Source organism: Kitasatospora sp. NBC_01250 (assembly GCF_036226465.1).
In the GTDB taxonomy this organism is placed as follows: domain Bacteria; phylum Actinomycetota; class Actinomycetes; order Streptomycetales; family Streptomycetaceae; genus Kitasatospora.
On the sequence record NZ_CP108476.1, the window covers coordinates 7,878,005 to 7,896,293 of the forward strand.

15 protein-coding genes are annotated in these 18,289 nt (G+C 75.1%); 9 read left to right on the forward strand and 6 right to left on the reverse strand.

What is annotated here, in order from left to right:
• Positions 1 to 42 precede the first annotated feature (42 nt).
• From OG500_RS33245 to OG500_RS33265, 5 genes are all read left to right on the forward strand, one after another.
• The gene (locus OG500_RS33245) at positions 43 to 4,911 is read left to right on the forward strand and encodes a polyketide synthase (protein WP_329587877.1); all 4,869 of its coding nucleotides are present in this window, start codon (positions 43 to 45) and stop codon (positions 4,909 to 4,911) included.
• Between the two features lie 74 nt (positions 4,912 to 4,985).
• The gene (locus tag OG500_RS33250) at positions 4,986 to 5,240 is read left to right on the forward strand and encodes an acyl carrier protein (protein WP_327071782.1); all 255 of its coding nucleotides are present in this window, start codon (positions 4,986 to 4,988) and stop codon (positions 5,238 to 5,240) included.
• 1 nt (position 5,241) lies between these two features.
• Positions 5,242 to 6,291, forward strand: a complete 1,050-nt coding sequence (locus tag OG500_RS33255) for an alpha/beta fold hydrolase (protein WP_327070548.1) — start codon at positions 5,242 to 5,244, stop codon at positions 6,289 to 6,291.
• Positions 6,288 to 7,586, forward strand: coding sequence for a glycosyltransferase (locus OG500_RS33260; RefSeq protein ID WP_327070549.1), 1,299 nt, complete (start codon positions 6,288 to 6,290; stop codon positions 7,584 to 7,586). The genes OG500_RS33255 and OG500_RS33260 overlap by 4 nt, the downstream gene beginning before the upstream one ends.
• A 16-nt stretch (positions 7,587 to 7,602) precedes the next feature.
• A complete protein-coding gene (locus OG500_RS33265; protein WP_442789279.1) occupies positions 7,603 to 8,712 on the forward strand; it encodes a class I SAM-dependent methyltransferase in 1,110 nt (369 codons plus the stop codon).
• A gap of 93 nt (positions 8,713 to 8,805) precedes the next feature.
• Here the strand turns inward: OG500_RS33265 and OG500_RS33270 are convergent, their stop codons facing one another.
• Positions 8,806 to 9,624 (reverse strand): amidase domain-containing protein, encoded by an 819-nt coding sequence (locus OG500_RS33270; protein WP_327070550.1) that lies wholly within the window; start codon positions 9,622 to 9,624, stop codon positions 8,806 to 8,808.
• A gap of 355 nt (positions 9,625 to 9,979) precedes the next feature.
• Between OG500_RS33270 and OG500_RS33275 the strand changes: the two genes are divergently transcribed.
• From OG500_RS33275 to OG500_RS33290, 4 genes are all read left to right on the forward strand, one after another.
• The gene (locus tag OG500_RS33275) at positions 9,980 to 10,939 is read left to right on the forward strand and encodes a heavy metal-binding domain-containing protein (RefSeq protein WP_327070551.1); all 960 of its coding nucleotides are present in this window, start codon (positions 9,980 to 9,982) and stop codon (positions 10,937 to 10,939) included.
• A 109-nt stretch (positions 10,940 to 11,048) separates the two neighbouring features.
• Positions 11,049 to 11,879, forward strand: coding sequence for a heavy metal-binding domain-containing protein (locus OG500_RS33280; protein WP_327070552.1), 831 nt, complete (start codon positions 11,049 to 11,051; stop codon positions 11,877 to 11,879).
• Positions 11,880 to 11,959: 80 nt separating this feature from the next.
• A complete protein-coding gene (locus OG500_RS33285) occupies positions 11,960 to 12,391 on the forward strand; it encodes a hypothetical protein (protein WP_327070553.1) in 432 nt (143 codons plus the stop codon).
• Between the two features lie 118 nt (positions 12,392 to 12,509).
• The gene (locus OG500_RS33290) at positions 12,510 to 13,160 is read left to right on the forward strand and encodes a TMEM175 family protein (RefSeq protein WP_327070554.1); all 651 of its coding nucleotides are present in this window, start codon (positions 12,510 to 12,512) and stop codon (positions 13,158 to 13,160) included.
• Positions 13,161 to 13,177: 17 nt separating this feature from the next.
• Here OG500_RS33290 and OG500_RS33295 read toward each other — a convergent pair whose 3' ends face one another.
• From OG500_RS33295 to OG500_RS33315, 5 genes are all read right to left on the reverse strand, one after another.
• Positions 13,178 to 13,594, reverse strand: coding sequence for a TetR-like C-terminal domain-containing protein (locus OG500_RS33295; RefSeq protein WP_327070555.1), 417 nt, complete (start codon positions 13,592 to 13,594; stop codon positions 13,178 to 13,180).
• Between the two features lie 209 nt (positions 13,595 to 13,803).
• Complete coding sequence (locus OG500_RS33300; protein WP_327071784.1) at positions 13,804 to 14,538, reverse strand: DUF1295 domain-containing protein; 735 nt, start codon at positions 14,536 to 14,538, stop codon at positions 13,804 to 13,806.
• A gap of 97 nt (positions 14,539 to 14,635) precedes the next feature.
• Positions 14,636 to 15,931, reverse strand: a complete 1,296-nt coding sequence (locus OG500_RS33305) for a cyclopropane-fatty-acyl-phospholipid synthase family protein (protein ID WP_327071785.1) — start codon at positions 15,929 to 15,931, stop codon at positions 14,636 to 14,638.
• Between the two features lie 26 nt (positions 15,932 to 15,957).
• Positions 15,958 to 16,794, reverse strand: a complete 837-nt coding sequence (locus OG500_RS33310; RefSeq protein WP_327070556.1) for a DUF1365 domain-containing protein — start codon at positions 16,792 to 16,794, stop codon at positions 15,958 to 15,960.
• The gene (locus OG500_RS33315; RefSeq protein WP_327070557.1) at positions 16,791 to 18,119 is read right to left on the reverse strand and encodes an NAD(P)/FAD-dependent oxidoreductase; all 1,329 of its coding nucleotides are present in this window, start codon (positions 18,117 to 18,119) and stop codon (positions 16,791 to 16,793) included. Before OG500_RS33315 ends, OG500_RS33310 begins: the two co-directional genes overlap by 4 nt.
• Between the last annotated feature and the right edge of the window lie 170 nt (positions 18,120 to 18,289).

The following is an 18,289-nucleotide window of genomic DNA, read 5'->3' on the forward strand; positions in this document are numbered from 1 at the left end:
CACGGCCTGACGAGCCGTCAGACACCGGTGGCCATCGTGGGTATGGCGGTGCTGCTGCCCGGCGCCCCGGACCTGGCGGCCTACTGGGAGAACCTGCGCACCGGCGTGGATGCGATCACCGAGGTCCCGGCGGGCCGCTGGGACGCGGACTACTACGACCCGGCGGCGGCCGGTGGCGGACCGGCCGTGCCGGACCGGCTCTACTGCCGACGCGGCGGCTTCGTGGACGGCCTGGCGCAGGTGCAGCCGACCCGGTTCGGACTGATGCCGAACTCGGTACCCGGCACCGAGCCCGACCAGCTGATCGCGCTCCAGGTGGCCGCCGCGGCCCTCGCCGACGCGGGTGGCGTCGAGCGGCTGCCGGACCGCGACCGGGTGGGCGTGGTGCTGGGCCGGGGCGGCTACCTGACGCCGGGGCTGGTCCGGCTGGACCAGCGGGTGCGCGGCGCCCAGCAGCTGGTGCGCACTCTGGGTGAGCTGGTCCCTGATCTGACGTCACATCAGCTCGCGACCGTGAAGGCGGCGTTCGCCGAGCAGCTCGGCGAGGACCGGCCGGAGTCGGCGATCGGCCTGGTGCCCAACCTGGCCGCCTCGCGGCTGGCCAACCGGCTGGACCTGCGCGGCCCGGCCTACACGGTGGACGCCGCCTGCGCCTCCTCGCTGGTCGCCGTCGACCAGGCGGTGGGCGAGCTGGCGACCGGGCGCTGCGACGTGGTGCTCGCCGGCGGGGTGCACCACTGCCACGACGTCACCCTGTGGAGCGTGTTCGCGCAACTGCGGGCGCTCTCGCCGAGCCAGCGGATCCGCCCGTTCCACCGGGGAGCGGACGGCCTGTTGGTCGGCGAGGGCACCGGCGTGGTGGTGCTCAAGCGCCTCGCCGACGCGCAGCGTGACGGCGACCGGGTGTATGCCGTGATCCGTGGCACCGGGGTGGCCAGCGACGGCCGCACGGCGGGGTTGGCCAATCCCGACCCGGGCGGCCAGAGCCGAGCGGTGCGGGCCGCCTGGCGGACGGCCGGGCTGGACCCGGCGGCGCCCGGCGCGCTCGGCCTGCTGGAGGCTCACGGCACCGCGACCCCGGCTGGTGATGCCGCCGAACTCGCCACCCTGGCCGCGGTGTTCGGGCCGTCGACCGGCGAAGAGGCGGCCCCGGTGCTGGGCTCGGTGAAGTCGATGATCGGCCACACCATGCCGGCCGCGGGTGTGGCCGGGCTGGTCAAGGCGGCGCTGGCCGTGCACCACGGTGTGCTGCTGCCCACGCTGCACTGCGAGGAGCCGCACCCGGCGCTGGCCGCCACCCGGTTCCGCACCATCGACGCCGCCCGGCCCTGGGAGACGGACCCCGGCGGGGCGCCGCGCCGGGCGGGCGTGAACGCCTTCGGGTTCGGCGGCATCAACGCCCACGTGCTGCTCGAAGAGGCGCCCGACTCCCGGGCACCGGCACGGCGGCCGGGAGCGACCGCAACCGCAACCGCGACTCGGACCGCAACCGCGACCGCAACCGCAACCGCGACCGCGACGTCCACCGCGACCGCGACGTCCACCGCGACCGCGACCGCGACCGCCACCGTCACCGAGCCCGAGCGCGTACTCCGGCTGGCCGCCGACAGCCCCGAGCAACTGGCCGAGCTGCTGGCCGCCGACGACCGCGACCTGCTGTCCGCCGCCGCGGCGGACAGCATCGGCGCGCTCGCCACTGCCGCGCCCGCCACCGCCGCGCCGCCCTGCCGGGTGGCGATCGCCGACCCGACCGCGAAGCGGCTGGCGCTGGCGCGCCGGGCGGTGGCCCGCGGCCGGGCCTGGCGCGGGCGCAGCGACGTGTGGTTCGCGCCGCGCCCGCTGCTGGGCGCGGACCGGGCCGACCCCGCCGCCGGCCGGATCGCCTTCCTCTTCCCGGGGCTGGAGAGCGAGTTCGCCCCTCGGGTGGACGATGTCGCCGACCACCTCGGCCTGCCGCGCCCGTCGGCCTCGGCCGACCCCGGGACGGCGCAGGATCCCCAGGCCGCCCGGGTGGGCGACATCGGACGGCACGGCGTGGGTGTGGTCGCCGTCGGGCGGCTGCTGGAGACGGCGCTGCGCCGGATGGGCGTGCACCCGGATGCCATGGCCGGACACAGCGTCGGCGAGTGGACCGCCATGATCGCCAGCGGCGTGTACGCGGGCGCCTCGGTGGACGCCTTCCTGGAGTCCTTCGACCCGGATGCGCTGCGCGTCCCGGGGCTGGCCTTCGCCGCGCTCGGCGCCGCCGCCGACCGCGTGCTCGACGCGCTGGCCACGGTCGAGGGGATGTCCGAAGTCGTCCTCTCCCACGACAACGCGCCGCAGCAGTCGATCGTCTGCGGTCCGCGCCGGCCGGTCACGGAGCTGGTGCAGTGGTTCCGCGCCCAGGGTGTGCTCGGCCAGCTGCTGCCGTTCCAGTCCGGCTTCCACACCCCGATGCTGGCCCCCTACCTGGGGCCGATCCGGCAGGCGGCCGAGCGCTTCGAGCTGCACCGGCCGGCCGTGCCGCTCTGGTCCGGGACGACCGCCGCGCCGTTCCCGCAGGACGAGGCGGCGGTGCGCGCGCTGTTCATCCGGCACCTGCTGGAGCCGGTGCGGTTCCGGCCGCTGGTGGAGGCCCTGTACGCGGCGGGGTTCCGGGCGTTCGTCCAGGTCGGCACCGGGCAACTGGCCTCGCTGGTGGGCGACACGCTGGGGGACCGGGAGCATCTGGCGATCGCGGCGAACTCCCCGCAGCGCGACGGGCTGGCGCAGCTGCGCCGGGTGGCCGCCGCGCTCTGGGTGGACGGCGCCGACCTGGACCCGACCGCCCTGCGCCCCGCCGCCGTCGCCCAGTCCCGGCCGGAACGTCCGCACCCCGCCGTCCCGTTGGACCTCGGCGGCGCGCTCGTCTCGCTGGACCCGGCCGCGCTCGCCACGCTCCGCGCGGACCTGGCCGAGGCCGTGGCGGCATCCCTGCCGCAGCCGCCCGCGCCCACCAGCACGCCCACCAGCACGCCGACCGCGCCGGTCGCACCCGGCCTCGCCTCGCTCGCCGACCGGTTCCCGCTCGCCGCCGAACTGGACGCTCTGCTGCGCGACACCGAGCGGGCGGCGACCGAACTGATCGGCGCGGCCCGGCCGTCGGCCATGCGCACGGCGCCGCCGCAGTACCCCCATCCGCGAACCCGCGCGGGCGCACCTGCCGATGCCCCCGCTGCCGCCCGTCCCGCGCCCCCCGGCAGCGGACTGCACATCTCGCTGGACGCCATGCCCTACCTGCTCGACCACTGCTTCTTCCGCCAGCGCGCGGGCTGGCCCGACCCGGTGGACCGCTGGCCGGTCGTGCCGGCCACCACCATCGTGCAGCACTTGATGGACGCCGCCGAACGGGCCAACCCCGGCCAACTGGCCTGCGGGGTCAGTGATCTGCGGTTCGGGCAGTGGGTGCCGGCCGCGACACCGCTGGACGTCGAGATCGGCCTCCGGGAGACGGAGCCCGGTCGGCTGGTCGCTGACTTCGGCGGATTCGCCCGCGGTGTGGTCGAACTGACGGAGCGTCATGGAACGCCACCCGCTCCCTGGTCGCCGGACCCGTCGGCGGAGCGGCGGCCGGAGCTGACGGCCGCCGGGCTCTACGCCGAGCGGTGGATGTTCCACGGTCCGGCGTTCCAGGGGCTGACCGAGCTGACCGCCCTCGGCGCGACGCACGTCCGTGGCGTGATCACCGCCCCGGCCGCGCCCGGTGCGCTGCTGGACAACGTCGGCCAGCTGCTCGGCTACTGGATCATGGCGACCCGCACCGAGCGCAGCGTCGTCTTCCCGGTCGGCATCCGGCAGTTGCGCTTCTACGGGCCGCCGGTGCCACCGGGGACCGAACTTCACTGCCACATCCGGATCACCGCCCTGACCGACACCACGCTCGAAGCCGATGCGCAACTGCTCGTCGACGGCGCGGTGTGGGCCGAGGCGCGCGGCTGGCAGGACCGCCGCTTCGACAGCCACCCGGACACCCGGCCCGTCGAACACTTCGTCGAGCGCCACACCATCTCGGTGCCACAGCCCGGTGGTTGGGTCCTGCTGCACGAGCGCTGGCCCGATCTCGCCTCGCGCGACCTGATCATGCGCAACCACCTGGGTGCCGCCGAACGGGCGCAGTACGAGCAGCAGTCCCCGCGTGCCCGCCGGGCCTGGTTGCTGGGCCGGATCGCGCTGAAGGACGCGGTGCGGCAGTGGCTCCGGACACAGGGCGAGGCCGGGGTGTTCCCGGCCGAGATCGGAGTCCGCAACGAACCCTCGGGCCGGCCACGGGTGTTCGGCGTGCACGGCCGGGTGCTCCCGGAGCTGGAGGTGTCGATCGCGCACCGGGCCGAGGTGGCGGTGGCCCTGGTCCGGCCGTCCCGCCCGGGCGCCGCTACCGGGGTCGGCATCGACCTGGAGGAGATCGTGGAGCGTCCGGCCGGGACCCTGCCGGTCGCGCTCGGCCCGGGGGAACTGGTCCTGCTGGCGAACTGCCGGCGGGCGTACGGCGGTTCCGAGGCGCTCTGGTTCACCCGGTTCTGGGCCGCGAAGGAGGCGGCGGCCAAGAGCGAGGGCACCGGCCTGCGGGGCCGGCCCCACGACTTCATGGTGACGGCCGCCGAACCGTCCGCCCTGACGGTGGTGGTCGCCGGCCCGGGAGCGGCGGACCCGTCCCGGGCCCACCAGGTGTGCTGCGCCGGACTGAGCAGTCCGCCCGACCTGCCGGAGCGCGCGTACGTCGTGGCCTGGACCACCGGAGAGGCCGACACCGCCGACCCGAACGCCGCCGACCCGAACACCGGCAGCCCGAACACCGCCGCCCCGAGCGGCAGCAACCCGAACGACGACGACCACCCGAACCACGTCAGCAACCCGAGCGACCAGAGCACCGAGAGGACGACGGCGAAGTGACCATCAGCGAGCCGACCGCGCACCTGCACCCGCCCACCGCCACCGAGCAGGAGGTCCTCACCGAGATCACCGCGATGCTGGCCACCGTGCTGGCGGAGTTCGGCCTGGACGATGCCGAGGTCACCATGGAGTCCCGGTTCACCGAGGACCTCGAACTGGAGAGCATCGACCTGGTCACCCTGGCCGGGCAGCTCCAGGAGCGCTGGGGCGACCGGATCAACTTCGCCGAGTTCCTCGCGGGCATGGAGCTGGACGAGATCATCGGCCTGACGGTCGGCCGACTGGTCCGCCACGTGGTGGAGCGGCTGCACTCCGCGGAGCGGGGCTGACATGGCCTTCCTCGAACTCGACGGGCTGCGCTGCCACGTGCAGCGGCTCGGGCCGCAGGACGGCCGCCCGCCCGCGGCGACCGCCGTGCTGCTGCACGGGCTGCTCACCGACAGCCTCGCCAGCTACTACTTCACCCTGGCCCCCGCGCTCGCCGCCGCCGGGGTGGAGGTGGTGATGTACGACCAGCGCGGCCACGGCCGCACCGCACGGCCGCCGACCGACTACCGCCTGGAGCACTTCGTCGACGACCTGGAGCTGCTGCTCGACCGGCTGGCGCCGACCGCCCCGGTCCAGCTGCTCGGCAACTCCTTCGGCGGCACGGTGGCCTTCGGCTTCGCCGCCAGACGGCCGGAGCAGGTCGCCGGCATCCTGGCCATCGAGTCCGAACCGGCCTCCCCGGCCTGGGCCGTCAAGCTGGACGGGATCCTGCGGCAGGCCGAGCACCACCTGGCCGAGGAGGAGACGCTGGCCTGGGTCGCCCGGCAGCGCGGCGCGCACACCGCGCGGCTGGCCCGCTCGGCCGGCCGGCTGCTGGCCGCCACCTCGCTGGCCCGGGACATCCCGGTCAGCCGGCTGCCCACCGGGGCCCAGCTGCGCGCGATCCGCTGCCCGGTGCTGACGGTCTACGGCACCGAGTCGGACCTGGCTCCCCAGGCGGCGCAGCTGGACGCGCTGCTGGCCGACTGCCGCAGCGTCTTCGTCCCCGGGCAGGAGCACTCCGTCCTGGTCGAGGCACCGGATGTGGTGCGGGAACTCGCCCTCGGCTGGCTGCACGACCAGGGCGCCGAGCTGCGCGGACCGGGCGTGCGGTCCGCCGCCCCGCAGAGCCCCGCCACCCCGCACAGCCCCGCCACGCCGCACGCAACCCCGCACCCACCCCCGCACGGCCCCGCGACCCCGCACGCCACCCCGCACGGCCCCGCGACCCCGCACGCCACCCCGCACGGACCCGCCACCCCGCGCGGCGGCGGCTCGCGCGGTCCTGGTGCGCGCGGGACGGTGCTGGTCGGCGAGGTGCTGCCCGCACACGCCGGACGGAGCCCGCGGTGACCGGGGCCCGGTTCCTGTTCGTCGTCCCGCCGCTGGTCGGCCATGTGAACCCGGCCGTCGGTGTCGCCGCCGAGCTGGCCGCGCGCGGGCACGCGGTCGCCTGGGCGGGCGTGCCGGAGCTGATCGGCCACCTCGCGGGCCCAGATGCCGAGGTCTTCCCGTGTGCCGTCCCCAGCGCGGGGCCGGGCTCGGGCGGGACGGTGCGGCGGCCACCGGAGCTGCGCGGACCGGCGGCGCTGAGGTTCCTCTGGGCCGACTTCCTGGTCCCGCTCGCCGAGGCGATGGCCCCCGGCGTGCACGCGGCGGTGGAGCGCTTCGCCCCCGACGTCCTGGTGGTGGACCAGCAGGCGGTGGCCGGGGCGCTGGTCGCCGAGCAGCTGGGCCTGCCCTGGGCCACCTCCGCGACCACCTCGGCGGAGTTCACCGGTGCGCTGGAGGGCATGCCGCTGGTGGAGGGCTGGATCGCCGGCCTGCTCGCCGAGCTGCGCAAGAGCATCGGCGATCCGGCGGGCCGCGCCGACCCGCGCTTCTCGCCGCACCTGATCCTCGCCTTCACCACCCCCGAGCTGGCCGGGCCGGTCGCCGAGCCGACCGGGCCGATCCGCTTCGTCGGCCCGGCGCTGGCGAGCCGCCCGGCCGAACCGCCGTTCCCGTGGGAGTGGCTGGACCCGGCGCGCGCCCTGGTGCTGGTCACCCTCGGCACCGCCAACGGTGATGCGGGCAAGGGCTTTCTGACCGTCTGCCAGCAGGCGCTGCGGGCGCGGGCATCGCGGGTGCAGGCGGTACTGGCCGACCCCGGCGGCGTGCTGGGGCCCTCCGGGGGCACCTCCGAGGGCACTCCGGGCGCCGTCCGGGGCACCGCCCCAGGCGCTGACCCGCTCACCGCCCCGGGCGCCGACCCGCTCACCGCCCCATTCACCGCCCCGGGCGCCGACCCGGACGTCCTGGTGCTGCCGAGCGTCCCGCAGCTGCACCTGCTCGAACGGGCCAGCGCGGTGATCTGCCACGCCGGCCACAACACGGTCTGCGAGGCGCTGTGGCACGGCGTGCCGCTGGTCGTCGCCCCGATCCGGGACGACCAGCCGGTGGTGGCCGCCCAGGTGGTGGCCGCCGGCGCCGGTCTGCGGGTGCGGTTCGGGCGGACCAGCGCGGACCGCCTCGGTCAGGCACTGGACGCGCTGCTGGACGACCCCGCCCACCAGGCCGGGGCCCGGCGGGTGGGCGTCTCCTTCCGGACGGCGGGCGGCGCTGCCCGTGCGGCGAGCCACCTCGAAGAGCTGACCCAGAAGAGCTGACCCAGGGGAGTGCGCGTTGACCACCACCGAAACCGGCGCGGCCGACCGGGAGACGACCACCCGCGGCCCCGTCCGCACCCGCCGGGTCGCCGCCCTGCGGCCCGGCTACCTCGCCGACCTGGCCGACGGCACCGACCGGTTCTTCGAACCGCGCCGCACCGACTGCCCGTGGTGCGGCTCCGCGCGCCTGCGCCTGCGGCTGCGCACCAGCGACCTGCTCCAGCACAAGCCCGGGACGTTCACCCTGGACGAGTGCCAGGACTGCGCGCACGTCTTCCAGAACCCCCGACTGACCGGTCCGGGGCTGGAGTTCTACTACCGCGACTTCTACGACGGCCTGGGGGAGGAGCGCCTCGGCGGCGTCTTCGGCACCCGCAGCGCGGTCTACCGCGGCCGCGCGCGCTCGGTGGTCCCGTTCGCCGAGGCGCCGGGCCGCTGGCTGGACGTCGGTACCGGGCACGGCCACTTCTGTGCGAGCGCCCGCGAGCTCTTCCCGCAGACCTCGTTCGACGGTCTGGACCTCAGCGAGGGCGTCGAGCTGGCCGAGCGGCACGGCCGGCTCGACCGCGGCCTGCGCGGCTCGTTCCCCGAACTCGCGCCCCGGCTGGCCGGGCAGTACGACGTGGTGAGCATGTTCCACTACCTGGAGCACAGCACCGAGCCGAACCGGGAGCTGACCGCCGCCCGCCAGGCGCTGCGCCCCGGCGGGCTGCTGCTGATCGAGGTCCCCGACCCGGGCTCCCGCCTCGCCCGGCTGTTGGGGCGCTGGTGGCTGCCCTGGCTGCAGCCGCAGCACCTGCACCTGATGCCGGCGGCCAATCTGCGCGGCCGGCTCGGCGAGTTGGGCTTCAGCGTGGTGCTGGAGCAGCACGGTGAGCCGCACGATCCGGTCGACCTGCTGGCCGCCTGCTGGCTGCTGCTGGACGCCCTCGCGCCGCGCGAGGACCTGCCGTGGGCGCCGGGCGACCCGCCGGGACGGCTGTGGCGGGCGCTGCGCGGGGCGCTCTTCGTCGCGGGCGCGCCGGTGCTGCTGGGAGCGACGGTGCTGGACCGGCTGATCGCCCGCTTCGCCGGCCGGGCGGGCCTGTCCAACGCCTACCGCCTGCTCGCCCGCCGGGACGACTGACGCGGGCGCCCAGACTGACCGGCACGCCCCGGTGCGCCGGCTCCGTCGAACGGAGCGGGCGCACCGGGGCGTACCGGGCCACGAGGAGCTGGATCAGACCTGCGGGCCCGCCGGGTCGTGGCGGGTGAGCAGCGGGGCAGTGGACTTCGGCGCGGCCTTGGGCGCGGCCTTCGGGGCCACCATCAGGGACCGCGGCGCGGCCGCGGCGGCGTTGAGGCTCGGGTCGGCGGTGGCGCCGAAGCCGGTCAGCAGCCCGAGCGGCTCGATCCGGATCAGGTGCGACGGCGCGTAGAAGTGGTAGCCGTAGTGGTTGCGGGCACGGTTGTGCGCGTCCACGGTGGCCTCCGTGGTGCCGTCGGCGGCGGTCGCGACCAGGCCGGTGTGGGTCTTGGCGCCGTTCGGGCCGGCGTAGGTGACCACGACGTCGCCCGGGCGGGCCAGCTCGGGGTGGTCGCCCACGTCGGTGCCCATGCCGCTGTCCATCAGGTAGTCGTACAGGTTGTGGTACTGCGGCAGGTCGGTGATCAGCAGCAGGTCGTAGGTCTTGCCGTTCGGCGCGGTGTAGTGGAAGTAGTCGTCCTGCGGGTCGTCCGGGCCCAGGCCCGGGACCAGGCCGGCCGCCGCGAGGGAGCGGGCGACGAACTCCGCGCACTGGTAGTTGTCCTGGTCGGCGCCGAAGGCGACCGGGGTGCTGTCGTTCCAGGCCGTCCAGTTCCAGTGGGCCTCGGCGTAGTCGACCGTGATGCCGCGCAGCAGGTCGCTGAACGAGGGCAGTGCGGCGGGGGCCGTGGCGGTGGTGCCCGTGGCGGGCGCGTCGGCGAAGGCGGGCCCGGCCAGGGCGGGGGCCCCGGCGCCGACCAGGCCCATGATCAGGGCCGCGCCGGCGATGCGTCGACGGATTGCATGCTGCACTGTCAAGCTCCCGTTAAAACGTGCCGAGTGACCTGCGGGTCAGCACGGTCGAAGAAGTGATCTGAATGTGTGATCGAGGTGTAGATGATCATCTGATCGACCGTTCTGTCCAGTCGCCTGCGGGCTGAACCGCCGGGCCGGACCGCCCCGTTGACGAAGAGGGGGATCAGGCGGAGACCGCCGGCCCGCCCGTCCCGCCACCCGCCCGTGTGGCTGACCGCTCACCCGTTCGGAATCGACTCGGGCGACCTCTCTGTGGTCCGGTCCGGAGTTCCGCATAAGGTGCCTTGTCGGACCTCGCCGGGGGCCTCCGACCGCAACGGCCGGACCGGCTGGACAGAACGGGTGTGAACGCATGACGGAGTCGTGGAGCGGGTCGGGTCTGCCGCCCACCGCCGCGGCGCGGGTCGCCAGGGAACGGGCCGGCGGCACGTGGTCGTCGGCGCTGTCGACCGGCGAGTTCGCCGCGATCAGGTCGGTCGGGTTCGAGCCGGTCGGCCAGGTGATGGGATCGGCGGTCTACCACGTCGGCCGCAGCGGCCAGTACTGGGGCTACCACGCCTGCGGCTACGTCGGCCGGGGCTGGGCGCGCAGCGTGTACGGACCGGCCGGCGTCATCCTGTCCGGCAACGGCGGGCCCTCCGAGGCGCTGGTGCGGGTGATGGACTCGGCGCGGGGCGCCGCGCTGGGCCGGATGACCGCGGAGTGCACGGCCCTGGGCGGCGACGGGGTGGTGGCGGCGCAGCTGACCATGGCGCCCTTCCCGGCGGCGCCGGACTGCCTGGAGTTCAAGGTGATCGGCACCGCCGTGCGGGCCACCGGCCCGGTGCGCCCGCGCCGCCCGTTCACCTCGCACCTGGACGGGCAGGGCTTCGCCAAGCTGATCACCGCCGGCTGGGTGCCGGTGGAGCTGCTGGTCGGGATGTCGATCGGGGTGCGCCACGACGACTTCCGGACCGGGCAGCAGCGGTACTCCTGGAACAACCAGGAGATGGAGGGCTGGACCGCCCTGGTCCACCTGGTCCGGGCCGACGCCCGCACGCAGCTGCACCGCCAGGGGGCGGGGCAGGGCGGCGACGGGGTGATCCTGGCCGACGGCGACCTCAGGGTCTGGGAGGAGCGCTGCATGGGCAGCTCCCAGAACAGCGAGCAGACCGACCACATCGCGGAGAGCACCCTCATCGGCACCGCGATCGCCCGCTTCGCCGCCAAGCCGTCCGCGCCGCGCACCCTGACGGTCCTGCCGCTCAACAGCGGCGGTGACCGGCTGCGCAGGCGCCTGGCCCAGGCCGCGCGTCCCGGCGCCCGCGGCTGACCCTCCGCACGCCTCGCACGCCTCGCACGGCAGCAGGCCCTGCACGGCACCACCCACCACCCAGCACGCAGCTCTCAGCCCTCACGACACTCAGGGGAGAACGACCCACATGAGCACCTTCGATCCCACCGCGCAGGGTGTGCCCGCCGACGCGATGCGACGGCTGGCCGAGCTGGAGCCCGGCAAGCCCGGCTCCATCTTCACCAGTGACCTCTCGGTCAACGAGTTCCTGCTGGTCCGTGAGGCCGGGTTCCAGCCGATCGGCCTGGTCCTGGGCAGCTCGATCTACCACGTCGGGATCCAGCTCGGGCGCTGGGGCAAGAACCAGGAGCTGGAGACGCTCAGCCAGGCGATGTACCACGCGCGCGAGCTGGCGATGACCCGGATGGAGGCCGAGGCCGCAGCGCTGGGCGCCGACGGCATCGTCGGGGTCCGGCTGACCGTGGAGGCCCGCGAGTTCGGCACCGACGTCGCCGAGTTCATCGCGATCGGCACCGCCGTCAAGGCGGACCACCCCGCGCCCGGCAGCGGCAGCTGGCGCAACAACAAGGGCCAGCCGTTCACCTCCGACCTCTCGGGCCAGGACTTCTGGACGCTGATCCGGGCCGGCTACGCGCCGCTCGGCATGACCATGGGCACCTGCGTCTACCACATCGCGCACCAGAAGCTCGGCTCGGTCTTCTCCAACATCGGCAAGAACGTGGAGATCGAGCAGTACACCCAGGCGCTCTACGACGCGCGCGAGCTGGCGATGGCCCGCATGCAGGCGGAGGCGGAGGAGCTGCAGGCGGAGGGCATCGTCGGCGTCCAGCTGAACGCCCACAACCACCGCTGGGGCGGGCACACCACCGAGTTCTTCGCGATCGGCACCGCGGTGCGCCCGCTGCGCCCCGACCACGAGATCGAGCGGCCGACCATGGTGCTGAGCCTGGACGGCTGACCCGTAGGCTGCCAGCTCTGGGGCCTGTCCGGCCCCAGCACTGTCTGAACAACCATCACGTGATCGCATCGAGGAGCGACATGACCGACCACGGCGAGATCGAACCGGCCGCGGAGGGCGCGGGTTCGATCGACCTGCTCGCCGCCGCCCTGCGCCGGGACGCGGCCGACCTGGAGGTGTACACCCAGGTGCTCACCGGTGCGCTCGCGGACGCACTGCCGGCCGACGCGGTGGTGGTCGAGCGCAAGCGCAGCATGGGCGACCGGATGTCCGGACGCCCCGGCCGGATCGAGCGGGTCGAGGTCTCCATGGAGGACCAGCGGCTGATCCTCACCGTGGCCCAGGGCCGCCCGGCCGGCGAGGTGTGCCGGGTGGTCCGCGGCGTGGTGCTCTCCCGGCGCCCGGTCCCGCTGGACGAGTGGGCCCGCGAACTCGCGGCGGCCGTGACCGCCCGCGCCAAGTCGGACGCCCGCGCCCGCGCGGCCCTGGAACGGCTGCTCATGGGCGAGTGAGGCGTGCTGCGGGTGATCGCTTTCGGTGATCGCTCCGCTCGCCCGAACGTGGGACGGCGCGCCGGGCGTCCAGCGTGTGCCCGAGCCGCCGGGGAGCGCGGGCTGCGATCCTCGGCGGATGGCGAGCGGGCAGGCGGTTGCGGGCATGACCGACTCGGGGCGGGTGGAGGCGTTCAGCGACGGGGTGTTCGCCATCGCGATCACCCTGCTGGTCCTGGAGATCCAGGTGCCGCAGGCGCGCACCGGGCACGCGTTGTGGCACGCGCTCGGTGCCGAGTGGCCCTCGTACTGCGCCTACGTGGTCAGCTTCCTGGTGATCGGGGTGATGTGGGTCAACCATCACACCGTGTTCAGCTACATCGCGCGGGTCGACCGCACCCTGGTCTTCCTCAACCTGCTGCTGTTGCTGGTGGTTGCCGCGCTCCCCTTCCCCACCGCACTGGTCGCGGAGAACCTGCGCACCGCGCCCTCCGCCCACCTGGCGGTCGCGGTCTACGGGGCCACGATGGCCGCGCACGCCGTCGCCTTCGTGCTGTTCTGGTTCCACGTCACCCGTGACGGCCACTGCTTCGACGACCGGGTCGACCGGGTGGCGGCCCGTGCGACGCGGGCCCGCTTCAGCCTGGGCCTGGTGATCTATCCGCTGACCGTGGCGCTCGCCTTCGTCTCGGCCCCGCTGGCGCTGGCCGTCCACGGCCTGCTGGCGGTCTACTACGCGTTCAACCAGACCCCGATCCCGACGGTGGCCGAAGGGTCCCACGCCGCCTGACCGCCGCTGCCCGACGGTCAGGGCCCGTCCGGGCGGCACACCAGGGGCAGCACGACCTCGTCGACGATCTCGTCGATCACCGCCCCGGGCACCGGCGTTCCGTTGACCAGCACCTCGTTGCGCAGCAGGTCCAGCGGCAGTCGCAGGGCGCGGCGGGTCAGCCGGCGCGGGTCCACCTCGCCGCGTTCGGCCGCGCGCTCCAGCACCGTGGTCAGGCCGGACTGCGGGGCGATCTCCTCCAGCTGCTGCCAGGCCAGCGCGGCGAGTTCGGGGTCGCGGGGCGTCTCGCCCAGCAGCCCGCGCAGTACTTCGCCGTCCACGCCGTCGAAGCGCCGGGCGAGTCGATGGAGCAGGGCGAGCAGGTCGCCGCGCACGCTGCCGGTGTCCGGCGGGGTGCCGCCCGCGGGCCGGCCCTTGCTCGTCGCCTCCAGCACCAGGGCGGCCCGGTTGGGCCAGCGTTGCGTTTCTTGGGCAGCTCACGCTCGCCTTCCTGCCCGGCCGCGTCGGGCCGGACGCGGCCAGGTCGGGCGTGCCCGGGCCCGCCGCGCCGGGTTCTCCCGACAATGTGGTCAGCATCGACCTCCGACCCGCCCCGGGCCCAGCGGCCTGCGTCTGCCGCCGGACAGCACCGGACGGGTGGCGCTCAGCGCCGTGGCCGGCGCGGCAGGAAGCCGCTGGTGCGCGTCACATAGGCGTCCCAGCCGGCCTTGGTGGAACCGAGTTGGCGCTCCAGCAGCGGTTTGCCGCTGCCGAAGGCCAGCAGGTAGGTCATCAGCAGCGGGCTGGCCACGAAGGCCCAGCCGATCGGCGCGTCGGCGGCCAGCAGGAACAGGCCCCACCACAGGCAGGCGTCGCCGAAGTAGTTGGGGTGGCGGGTGTAGCGCCACAGACCGCGGTCCAGGACCCGGCCGTGGTTGGCCGGGTCGGCCCGGAACCGGGCCAACTGCCGGTCGCCGACCGCCTCGAAGGAGAGGCCGACCGCCCACAGGCCCAGCGCCGCCCAGCGCAGTGGCCCGAGCGGTCCGGGCAGGAACTGCGCCGCCTGCACCGGCAGCGAGACGAACCAGAGGAGCGCGGCCTGCGCCAGGTAGACCCGGCGCAGCGCGTAGCCGGTGCGGTGTCCTGCCGGCGCCCGGGCCAGCATCCGGGCGTAGCGCGGGTCCTCGGCCCGGCCGCGCGAGCGCCACCAGATGTGCCCGGCCAGCCGCAGCCCCCACACCGTCACCAGGACGGTGGCCAGCAGCCGCCGGCCCGGATCGCCGTACCCCGCCGACAGGCCGTAGCCGGTCAGCGCGACGGCGGTGAACCCGAGCCCCCAGGCGACGTCGACACCCCGGTGCCGGCCCGAGCGCACCCCGACCGCGAACGCGAGCAGCATCACCACGAGCGCCGTGCCCAGCGTGGCGGCCAGGCACACCCCGAAGGCGGCGGCGTTCACCGCCCCTCCAGCGGCAGGGCCATGGTGTCGGTGGCGGTCATCGGGCCAACCCCTCCCGGGTGAGCAGGAATTGCTGGACGTCGAGGTAGCCGGTGCGGAACCCGGCCTCGGAGTAGGCCAGATAGAACTCCCACATGCGCCGGAAGGCCTGGTCGAAGCCGAGTTCGGCCACCTCGGCGGCCCGCTCGGTGAAGCGCTCGCGCCACAGCCGCAGGGTCTCGGCGTAGTGCGCCCCGTAGCCGCAGCGGGCCGTGACGCGCAGCCGGGTGGCGCGGGCCGCGGTCTCCTCGATGGCCTGGACGGAGGGGATCTGACCGCCGGGGAAGACGTACTTGAGGATCCAGGTGTAGGTGCCGCTGCTGGCCAGCATCCGCTGGTGCGGCATGGTGATCGCCTGCAGCGCCACCCGCCCGCCGGGCCCCAGTACCCGGTCGATGGTGCGCAGGTACGCGGGCCAGAACGGCCGGCCGACCGCCTCGATCATCTCCACGCTGACCACCGCGTCGAACTCACCCTCGGCCGCACGGTAGTCGCACAGCCGCACCTCGGCGCGGTCCGCCTGCCCGGCGGCCCGGATCCGGTGGCGGGCCAGCAGCAACTGCTCCTCGGACAGGGTCAGGCTGACCACCCGTGCGCCGCGCGCCGCGGCGCGCAGGGCGAGTTCGCCCCAGCCGGTGCCGATCTCCAGCACCCGGCTGCCGGGGCCGACGTGGGCCAGGTCGAGCAGCCGGTCGATCTTGCGCCGCTGGGCCTCGGCCAGGTTCGCCGGGCCGGCGAGCGGCGCGTGCGCGCGGTCGGTGGGGAAGACCGCCGCGGAGTAGGTCATCGTGGGGTCGAGGAAGAGCGCGAACAGCTCGTTGGACAGGTCGTAGTGGCGGCGGATGTTGCCGCGCGCGTTCTCGGCGGTGCTCAACTCGGCGGCGGGCGTCCGCCGTAGGCACAGGCGGCGCAGCCAGTGCGTGCCGGTGGGCACCAGGGCCTCGGGGTCGGCGGCCAGCGTGGCGAGCAGTGCGACGAGGTCGGGGGAGTCCCAGTCGCCGGCCTGGTAGGACTCGCCGAAGCCGATCAGCCCCCCGGCGCCGATCCGGTGGAAGAAGGCCTGCGGCCGGCGCAGCCGCAGCACCGGCGCGCCGGCCGGAGCGGGTACCAGCGCCCGCCCGTCGGGCAGTTCGACGCGCAGCCCGCGCTGTCCGGCGATCCGGCCCAGCAGCCGCCGGGCCACCGCCGCACGGGCCGGGGCGTTGGGCTGCCGGGCCACGTCGGGCCAGCGCAGCGGGTCGACCGGCGGGTCGACCGGCGGGGCCGGTGGACCCGCCGGCGGTTCGACGGACAGGTGAGCGGGCAGATCGGCGGGCAGAGTCACGGTGCTGGGGCTTTCTGCGAGGAGGGCCGCGGTGGACGGGGGTGGACGGGCAGGCCGCGCAGCCACAGCCGGACGCCCTGCAGCCGGATGCGCACGCTGACGGCCAGGGTCGAGAACGGATGCCGGACCGCCTCCCGCAGCAGCCCGGTCGTGCTCGCCGGCAGCCGGGTGCCGCGCAGCGTTGCGGTGAACACCCGCACGCCCGCCTGTTCCAGGTGGATGGTCAGCGCGAGTCGGCTGCCGGGCTCGGGCAGCGCCATCAGGTAGCGGCCGTCCACCGCGAAGAACGGCGAGACGTAGAACTCCTTGGCGGCGCGGGCGAATCCGTGCTCGTCGGGGCGCAGCAGGTAGCGGTGGTGGCAGCCGTAGGTGTTGTGGACCTCGGCGACCGTGCAGACCGGGCGGCCCGCGCGATCGTGGCACCAGTAGACGGTGAGCGGATTGAAGACGTGGCCGAGCGAGCGCGCCTGGGCCAGCATCAGGACCCGCCCGTCGGGCGGCTCGACGCCCTGCGCGGCCAGGTACCGGTCCAGGTTCTGACGCAGTGTCAGCCCGGCCGGGCCCGGGTGGTCCGTGGCGCGGAAGCGGGCCAGCGGGCGCAGCGGCCACGGCACCGGCGGCAGCCGGTCCAGGTCCACCAGCCACAGGTAGGTCCGGTACCGGAACGCGTGCCGCAGCGGGCTGCGCCGCACATGGGTGGTCCGGCAGTCGTAGAGCGCCGCACCCCAGGGGCCGGGCAACGCGCTTGTGGGCTGGGTGAATTCGGGCCAGGCAGGTTCGGCCTGGACGGGTTCGGGCGGGGCGAGTCCGGGCCGAGCCGGTTCCGGCGTCATGGCGCGCTCACCCCGAGCAGTGCGTGCGCGGCCGCCAGGCCGGCCCGGCAGCCGTCCTCGTGGAAGCCCCAGCCGTGGTAGGCGCCCGCGAACGCGGTGCGCCCGGTGGTCAGTTCGGGCAGCCGGCGCTGGGCGGCCACGCTCTGCCGGGTGTAGATCGGGTGCTCGTAGACGGTGCGGGAGACGACGTGCTCGGCCGGGACGGGGTGCCGCGGGTCCTCGTTCAGGGTGACCAGGTAGTCCTCGGCGGTGTCCAGCCCGAGCAGCCGGTTGAGGTGGTAGCTGACCCGCACCTGCTCGGCGCCGTCCGCACAGTGCGCCATCCGGTAGTTCCAGGAGGCCCGGGCCCTTGGGGCGCTGGGCAGTTGGGAGGTGTCGCGGTGCAGCACGGTCGGGTTGCGCGAGTAGCGGAAGGCGCCCAGGACTTCGCGCTCGGCGCGGCCGGGGTCGGCCAGCAGGCGCAGCGCCTGGTCCGCGTGGGTGGCGATCACCACGCCGTCGGCCTGGTGCCGCCGGCCGTCCGCGGTGGTCAGCGCCACCGCGTCGGCGTGCCGCCGCACCGACCGCACCGGCGCCCCACGGTGGACGGCGCTCAGCCGCTCGGCGATCCGCTCCACGTAGGTCCGTGAGCCGCCCACCACGGTCCGCCAGGGCGGCGAGCCGGTCACGCTCAGCAGGCCGTGGTTGTGCAGGAAGGCGAAGAGGTAGCGGGCCGGGTAGTCCCCGGCCAGATCCGGCGCGCACGACCACACCGCGGCGACCAGCGGGTTGACGAAGTGGCCGGCGAAGTAGCGGGAGAAGCCGCCGGCCGCCAGGAACTCGCGCAGCGTCGGATCGCCGGACCTGGGATCCGCCAGCAGCCGCCGGGCCCGGCGGTGGAACCGCGGCACCTCGCCGAGCAGCCACAGGTAGCGCCCGCGCAGCAGGGCGCTCGGCCGGGCGAGCAGGCCCGCCGCTCCGCGCGCGCCCGCGTACTCCAGCCCGCACCCCTCGCACCGCACCGACATGCTCATGTCGCTGGGCCTGGTCGCCACGCCGAGCTCACCGAAGAGGGCGACCAGGTGCGGGTAGGTGCGCTCGTTGTGCACCAGGAACCCGGTGTCCAGGGCGACCGCCCGGCCGTCGGCCCCGACCGCCCGTTGGGTGTGGGCATGGCCGCCGAGCCGGTCCTCGCCCTCGAACAGGTCCACGGCCACCCCCGCGCGCTGCAGCCGGAAGGCGGCGGTCAGACCGGCCACGCCCGAGCCCACCACGGCCACCCGGCGAGGCCCGCCGGCCGGTCGGCGGACGGGCTCCGCCGGTGCCTCCCACGCTGCTGCGGACACGGTCACGGGTGCTCCTTCACTCCTCGCGCGGGCCGGTCCGACGACCCGGACCCGCCCTGGCGGCGCTCACCTTCTCTTCGGAGCGGCGCACCGGACGGATTGCTCCGAACGGGGCACCCGCGGCCGCCCCGGCAGCCGACCGCCGGTCCAGCACCCGACGCCGGTCCGGC